The organism is Listeria valentina (assembly GCF_011800755.1).
GTDB lineage: Bacteria > Bacillota > Bacilli > Lactobacillales > Listeriaceae > Listeria > Listeria valentina.
In genome coordinates this window covers 19,658-27,206 of the sequence record NZ_JAATJW010000031.1, presented here as the reverse complement: position 1 = coordinate 27,206, position 7,549 = coordinate 19,658, and the positions used below count along the sequence as shown (strand labels likewise).

6 protein-coding genes are annotated in these 7,549 nt (G+C 38.8%); 5 read left to right on the top strand and 1 reads right to left on the bottom strand.

Annotated features, from left to right (window positions below; translation table 11 throughout):
- The first annotated feature begins 358 nt into the window (after nucleotides 1–358).
- The 4 genes from HCK02_RS14110 to HCK02_RS08510 all read left to right on the top strand — a co-directional run bounded on the left by HCK02_RS14110 (nucleotide 359) and on the right by HCK02_RS08510 (nucleotide 4,379).
- Nucleotides 359–2,140, top strand: a complete 1,782-nt coding sequence (locus HCK02_RS14110) for a hypothetical protein (protein WP_246215564.1) — start codon at nucleotides 359–361, stop codon at nucleotides 2,138–2,140.
- Between the two features lie 14 nt (nucleotides 2,141–2,154).
- Nucleotides 2,155–2,652 carry an Imm6 family immunity protein gene (locus tag HCK02_RS08520; protein ID WP_167629697.1) on the top strand — a complete coding sequence of 166 codons (498 nt, stop codon included), beginning with the start codon at nucleotides 2,155–2,157 and terminating at the stop codon, nucleotides 2,650–2,652.
- A gap of 171 nt (nucleotides 2,653–2,823) precedes the next feature.
- Nucleotides 2,824–3,207 (top strand): hypothetical protein, encoded by a 384-nt coding sequence (locus HCK02_RS08515; protein ID WP_246215563.1) that lies wholly within the window; start codon nucleotides 2,824–2,826, stop codon nucleotides 3,205–3,207.
- An 815-nt stretch (nucleotides 3,208–4,022) separates the two neighbouring features.
- On the top strand, nucleotides 4,023–4,379 hold the full coding sequence (locus HCK02_RS08510) for an NAD(P)H-dependent oxidoreductase (RefSeq protein WP_167629696.1): 357 nt from the start codon (nucleotides 4,023–4,025) through the stop codon (nucleotides 4,377–4,379).
- A gap of 82 nt (nucleotides 4,380–4,461) precedes the next feature.
- On the opposite strand, the gene HCK02_RS08505 is transcribed toward HCK02_RS08510, so the two are convergent.
- Nucleotides 4,462–5,130, bottom strand: coding sequence for a HutD family protein (locus HCK02_RS08505; protein ID WP_167629695.1), 669 nt, complete (start codon nucleotides 5,128–5,130; stop codon nucleotides 4,462–4,464).
- Nucleotides 5,131–5,521: 391 nt separating this feature from the next.
- On the opposite strand from HCK02_RS08505, the gene HCK02_RS08500 reads away from it, so the two are divergent.
- Nucleotides 5,522–7,546, top strand: coding sequence for a urocanate hydratase (locus tag HCK02_RS08500; RefSeq protein ID WP_167629694.1), 2,025 nt, complete (start codon nucleotides 5,522–5,524; stop codon nucleotides 7,544–7,546).
- Nucleotides 7,547–7,549 lie beyond the last annotated feature (3 nt).

The window sequence follows — 7,549 nt, the reverse complement described above, 5'->3', positions numbered from 1 at the left end:
TATTTGGAAATTGCTTCGATACTGTGGGATTTCCCAGAAGCTCATTGTGTAACCACAACCTCGCCTAAAAGAATACAGGGATTGTTTTTTGGAAGCTGCCTTCTGGTCTACTAGCCAGAAGTCCAAAGCACAATCGAAACAGCTAGTGTGTTGGTAGGGATAACAATGGCTCGGGCAACAGACTATCTATCGTAGATCAAGCTACAGGGGGTGATAGCAAATTCCCGATGGATCCTTTCCATACATCCATTGTATCTGAGAAATTCAACAATATCGAAACTTATTCCGCAAGGAAAAGAAATGAAACATTTAAAGAAGATTATTTATCTTTCTAAAATATATTTTACGAGGTGGGTGAATGCAATTGGTGAAAGATGTTCATTATCAGGAAGATGATTTTGAAAAAGCAGAAAAAAGCATCGGAAGCCTCATTGGAAAAGGCGTTTGGGGAAAAGGGGCCATAGACAGTTTAAAGGACGTCTCGAAAAATTTAGAAGAAGTGGAAAAGGATATTGCGAGATTGGATGCAGATGGCGCGATCTCTTTTTCTCACACCGATAACAAGCACAAACTTCAAGAACTCTATGAAGACTTTGAGGTCTTACACGACTTTGCAGGAGAAGCGGGAAACCTTGTAGAAGATACGATTGATCAACCATTTTACGAGGCGTTGGATAAATTTGTAGAAGGCATGCGGGATTTAGATGCTTCAAAATTCACAACGAAAAATCGGATTGGTGCGACAACAACCGTCACGAGCTATGCGAATAGTTACACACAAGAACAAATTGAGGTGCCCAAAAAGGAAGTTAGTTTAGACGATTTGTTTAGTGGGGATAATTATTATGCTGATCAAATGAAACTCCAGTATGAGGAATGGAAAAGGCAGAACAAAGATCAAGATGTGAGCCAAAAAGAGTTTAGAAGTGCCATGTTGAACTCACGAGCCTTTGAGTATACTTCTATCAAAGACGAACAGCAGAAAAAAGAGTTTTGGGTGAATGTTGTGGCAACGGTGGCGATTGTTGGCGTAAGTATTTTCTGTCCACCAGCGGGACTTGCGTTGGGTTTGGCTTATGGTGGTTTAGAAATGAGTGCGGCAGTGAGTGGGAAAGATTGGTTAACGGGTCGCGAACTGGATACATCAGAAAGAGCGATGCGTGGAGCCTTTTCGCTGTTGGATATTGTGCCAGGAATGAAGGCTTTTTCAGGCGGTACACAAGCCATTCGATCAGGCACCAAGCTTGCCAGTTTAAGCGATAATCTTTTGCGCGGCGTGAAAAGCATTCCATCGAAAGCGGATGACTTCCTCAAGCTAGGGCAAAAAAGTGCCTTAACACGGATTAATAGCTTAAAAACAACCGTTAAGGAAGGCATACATACAGGCGTTGAACGAACCACTAAAGGGTTGGATAAAGTCGGGGAAGTTGCCGGTAACTTCAAAAATAATTTGAATCTAAATTCAAGACGACAACTTGCGGCGGATGGATTTGGCGCACTTCCAGCAGGCGGAACATCTCGAGTAAGCAACGCTACGGAGAAAATGAAAGAGGTTTTACAAAAGTATGACCTGAATTTGAATGGCGGAGGACGCGGAGCAGATGATATAATTGGGGAAGTTGAAAGTAAGATAGGCGTTGGAAAAGCAGAATTAGAAGCTTTACGGAAAGAGTGGAATGTACCTAAGACTGACACTATAGCGGTAGGTAAATCAGATGTAAAAGGTTTAGAAAATGTAACTTTTAAAGGTGGCTCTCCAAAAGTAAGACAAGAGGCTGGTCTTCCTGATTTAGATGTATTCATGCCAGATAGACCAATAAAATCACCTGGCAAAATTGCTAGTGCAACACGACATGCCGAAGAAGGAGTTTTGAACGATTTTATAAGTGCAGTTGAGTCTTCGGGAAAAAAAGCAGAAGATATTTCAGGAACTTTTAACATACACCAATCTAACCCGAAAGGTGTATGTCCGACGTGTATTCAGGGACTTAACAACCCCGATGTGCCAGCAGGGATATTCAAGCAATTCAGCGAAAGATATCCTAATCTTACTATCAAAGTTACATCTGAAACAGTAGACGGTATAAAACCGAATGGAAGATTAAACTTTATCATTAAGAATGGAAAATATATAAAGTAAGGAGATGCATTAGAATGTTCCAAGATTGGAAAAAGCTTCAGACTGAGGCGAAAGCAGTATATTTTTTAGGTCTTTGCGATACAATTACACCTAGATTAAAACAATCAAAAAGTTATAAATATATCATTGCGGCATTAGATAGTTGTTGGCAGTGGGTAATAGAAAAAAATGTTGAAGCTGATGATTTATATTTTTATTTAGAAAATTTAGAGGATACAGGTGTATTAACTTTGATGCAATTTCCTGAGAACGAGGAAAATTTAGATGTGTGGGTATGTGTAGCGGATGCATTGTTATTTACGATTTATTGCGCTTATAAATATCAAGGTGATGAATACTTGCCCGAGACAGTTGAATCAATTGATTATGAAGAGTTGTTTGCCGAATTTCAAAATCATTTTAAAGTAGCCAATATGAATTCAGTTACATTAGAAAAAAAATTAACGGAGTCTTTAAAAGACTTTGATGTGAAAAGATCTTTACGAGAAGATATTAATAAACTTTTATCTTAAAAAAACAACAAAGTTTGGCTAGAAAACAAAGAAAGGTTGAAATAATCGCTGTTAAAGACCCTATTGATTTATCTAAATATTTACCTACACAAGAAAGATGAATAGGAGAAAAACTCGTATTAATAGTATTAAAGTTAAGCTTTATCATGTTGAGAATGGAGTAAAAATATATTGAAATCGGGTTACTATACAAATATTAATGGCAAGGAATATAAAGTTATTTTAAGGGATGGGAACAGGAAAACATTTTTATTAAGTGATAGTGCAGAAGTTGGATTTGATAAATATGATGAGGGTATTTATGAAAAGGAAATTAGTAAAGCGGATTTAACTAATTTTTATTTTATAGAACCAAGAGCAAAATATGAAGGTTATACATTCCCTGTTAGGACTAAGATAATAAAAGGGAATGTATGTATAGGTACTGATAACGCTGAGTTAGCTAAGAAATTAAATTTTGAGCGAACGGATAAATATTTTTATGAAAAATGGATTTCTAAAGAGGATGTACAAATCGTTGAGGAGAGAAAAGATTTGACGATTAAAAGTGAGTAATTTGTTGTGTCATAAAGTTCTGCGTTTAATTACAGTAGACAATATAATAAGGACTTAAAAAAATCCTGAACGTATAAGAATTATAGGAAAATAAGCTAAAATTCACAAACTGATTATAGTATTTGTAAAGATTAGAGATATAAATAATAAATCTTGTAACTCTTAATCAGCGGTTTAAGTTTATTAGAGTGCATGAAAAAAGAATCACTTGTATTTTAAGTAGTAAAGTCTTATCATAATAGAGAGTGATTCAGAATATAAGGAACCATCAGAATGGAAGTTCTGCTAGGAACGAGTACTGCGATTACGAAATATCGGAAAAACTTCCGAGGTTTTAGAGGTATGTTATTCTGACTGGTTCCAAAACGGTTGGCGGAGACGGCGCTAAAAGTGATGAGTTTTAGAGGTATGTTATTCTGACTGGTTCCAAAACCTACACGTTCGTTTTTAGGAAGAGCGCCTGAATTTTAGAGGTATGTTATTCTAGTTAGTTTCAATGATAGATTAATGATAGTTTCCACAAAGTATCCATTTTTTTATAATCCCATTATGTTATTGTGGGTTTGATTGCATTAATATGCGATTTTGTGGTTTAGACAATCTAATAAAATCAATAGCTATGGTACTCAAAATTCAGTGTCCGTTGAGGACGTGCCGCTTCGACCTCGGCCGCCGGTATCAAAAAGCAACCCCACACTTTATAAAGTGTGGGGTTGCTTTTTTTATTATAGCCTTGCCTTCACTTGAGGCAGATAGTTAAACTTAACAATTAAAATCTAGCTAAAAAATTTCATTTTTTCATTGACAATTTCTAAATGATGGGCGCTGAAAAACTGATTTTCATTTTTCCTGTTTGGTGGAATGATGTGCCAAGCATCATTAAAGGATTTTTGGATAAAGTGATGCTGAAGGAATTCTCTTATGTTGATACACCACGAGGAATTAAAGGAAAGATGTCACATATTGCAGAGGCACTAGTGATTACAACGTCTACTTCACCTAAATGGTATTTGAAGTACTTCAGTGGAAACGCGGTAGCTGGCGTGTTTATGAATACGACATTAAAAAGTTTGGGGATTAAAAACAGAAATTGGCTTCATTTGGGTCAAATTAATGGAGTTTCTGATAAAAAGCGCCAAGAATTTTTGGAGCTAGTAGGTGAATGCGTTTAAAAAAATTCTAAAATGGAAATCTGGAATATTAGGCTTATCAAAAAACGCCAATCCCTAATGAAGCAAGGAAGAATTGGCGTTGTTAGACTTGGGGATGGTCGCGTAGAATGCCATCCACAAAGCTTTGATAGTATTCGCGATTGTGTAAGGTATCAAAGGTACATAAAATGGCTAGCTCGCTGTTTGATGCAATGGAAGCATTTTGGAATGTGAACTTGGCGGTTTCATTGAAAACAAGTAAGCTATCGCCTTTTTTTAATACCAACTCGTCGCGTAAATAGTCATTCTCAGGCTCAATTTGGATTTCAATTAAGTCGGAAATCGCATGGATCAGCTGGAATGAGTAAGGCTCAATCAGAAAATTTTTAGTCTGGTTTTGATGGAGAATTTCGATTTTTGTCGCGAGTTCATCTCGGTAAATAAAATTGAAGTCTTCACCGGAACCTAGGCTGGTCGTTTTGGCGCTGCCGTTAAAATGGTCAAGCTTGAATGGGGCCATTTTAACGATGCGTTCGGTCGAATTTTCTTGGTGGTATAATGTGACGTGACCGTGTAGGCTGATTAGGTCCCGTGTGTAACCGGGAAGGTCGGTGAAGCGCGATTCTTTTTGGTATAATTTGGTGCGCGAAATGCGTAGATCGAAATCTTTGTTTTGGAATGAGCGGTCGTAAGGGAAAATTAGGATTTCAATGGAATCGCCGCCACTCCATTCAATGGTTTTGTAGTCTTTTTGGTCAAGTGTAATGTACAAACTTATTTCCCCCTAGTAATGGTTATCTACTCAATCATACACAATATGAGTCGTATTGACAACTTCATAAATATGTAAAGAATTTGTATTGACAAATGGTTCACAATCGGATATAGTTAGGGCGTAATGTAAGCGGTTTCTTGAAATGAAAAATGTTCTTTATCTTGGTAAAGAACGAAAGGGTTTTTGCTGTGAATCTTCTTTGGGTTTTTGATGCTATCAACGATTAAATCCAGCGATATCAACGGTTTGTTCAACAAAAAAGAAAGCGCTTAATTATAATGTCGCGTTTTTTTGTTCTATGAAAAGAGAAAGGAGCGGAGTCATAAAAACTGAGGAAAGGCTTGGAACGAGAAAGCGGAGAAATGTTTAGAAGGGAATGTATGTCAACATGATAAAGAATGATGCAATTGCAAAATCGATGACCATTAAGTTAGATGATATTTTGCCAGAAATGCCTTCTTTTGCTGAAGGAATTAGACGGGCACCTGATCGCGGATTTCGGCTTACAAAAGAACAAACGGAAATTGCGCTTAAGAATGCTTTACGCTACGTCCCTGAAAGATTTCATGAACAAGTAATCCCTGAGTTTTTAGAAGAACTGACAACGCGCGGACGAATTTATGCGTATAGATGGCGCCCTGAAGGAAAGCTTTACGGGAAACCAATTGATGAGTACAAAGGAAATTCTACTGCAGCAAAAGCGATGCAAGTGATGATTGATAACAACCTCGATTTTGATGTTGCGCTTTATCCGTATGAACTGGTTACTTACGGAGAAACGGGGCAGGTTTGCCAAAACTGGTTGCAATATCGCTTGATCAAGAAGTATCTGGAAGTGATGACGGATGAACAGACGCTTGTAGTGGAATCAGGCCACCCGGTTGGTTTGTTCAAATCTAAAAAGGATTCTCCACGTGTTATCATCACGAATGGCTTACTTATTGGGGAATATGATAATTTAGATGACTGGGAAATTGCTGAGGAAATGAGCGTTACGAATTATGGACAAATGACTGCTGGTGGTTGGATGTATATCGGACCGCAAGGAATTGTTCATGGAACGTTTAACACGCTTTTAAATGCTGGACGCTTGAAACTGGGGGTTCCAGATGACGGTGATTTAGCTGGGAAGTTATTTATTTCTTCTGGCCTTGGTGGCATGAGTGGTGCGCAAGGAAAAGCGGCTGAGATTGCGAATGCGGTAGCGATTGTTGCTGAAGTGGATCAGTCGCGGATTGATACGCGGCTTGAACAAGGCTGGATTTCGAAGCTAGCTCAGACTCCAGAAGAGGCTGTAAAATTAGCCCAAGAATCTATGGCGAAAAAAGAAGCTATGTCGATTGCTTATCACGGAAATATTGTGGATTTATTGGAATATGTAGACGAACATAAAGTGCATGTGGATCTTTTAAGTGACCAAACTTCTTGTCATAATGCCTATAATGGTGGGTACTGTCCAGTTGGCGTCACTTTTGAGGAACGGACACGGCTACTTAAAGAAGATCAGCCTAAATTCCAAGAATTGATCAACAAGACGCTAGTGCGGCATTTTAACGCGATTAAACATTTGGTTGACCAAGGTACTTACTTCTTTGACTACGGAAACTCGTTCATGAAAGCCATTTTTGATGCAGGTGTGATGGAGATCTCGAAAAATGGACGGGATGATAAGGATGGATTTATCTGGCCGTCTTATGTAGAAGATATTATGGGACCGATGTTGTTTGATTACGGATATGGTCCATTCCGCTGGGTTTGCTTGAGTGGCAAACATGAAGACTTGGTGGCAACAGACCATGCAGCGATGGAAGCAATTAATCCGGAAAGACGTTATCAAGATCGGGATAATTATAACTGGATTCGTGATGCGGAGAAGAACCAATTGGTAGTTGGGACGGAAGCAAGGATTCTTTATCAAGATGCGCAAGGGCGGATTGATGTCGCGCTCAAATTTAATGAACTTGTCCGCGAAGGGAAGATTGGTCCTGTCATGATTGGCCGCGATCACCATGATGTTTCTGGGACGGATTCACCATTCCGCGAAACTTCTAATATTCGTGATGGTAGCAATGTTACTGCGGATATGGCTGTTCAGTGTTATGCGGGGAATGCGGCACGTGGAATGAGCTTGATTGCCCTTCATAACGGTGGCGGAACTGGGATTGGTAAGTCAGTGAATGGCGGTTTTGGGCTCGTACTGGATGGCAGTGAATTAGTTGATGATATTATTCGTTCGGCGATTTCTTGGGACGTTATGGGCGGTGTTGCAAGACGGAACTGGGCTAGAAATGAACATTCGATGGAAACTTCCATTGCCTTCAATGAGGAAAAACAAGGAACGGATCACATCACGATTCCGTATTTGACGGATGATAAAGCGATTCGTGAAGCAGTTTCGAAATATGTAAAATGAAAG

What these genes read in the sequence shown, in the direction of transcription:
- HCK02_RS14110 (WP_246215564.1), top strand. Translation starts at nt 359, where the DNA reads ATGCAATTGGTGAAAGATGTTCATTATCAGGAAGATGATTTTGAAAAA.
- HCK02_RS08510 (WP_167629696.1), top strand. Translation starts at nt 4,023, where the DNA reads ATGATGGGCGCTGAAAAACTGATTTTCATTTTTCCTGTTTGGTGGAAT.
- HCK02_RS08520 (WP_167629697.1), top strand. Translation starts at nt 2,155, where the DNA reads ATGTTCCAAGATTGGAAAAAGCTTCAGACTGAGGCGAAAGCAGTATAT.
- HCK02_RS08500 (WP_167629694.1), top strand. Translation starts at nt 5,522, where the DNA reads ATGATAAAGAATGATGCAATTGCAAAATCGATGACCATTAAGTTAGAT.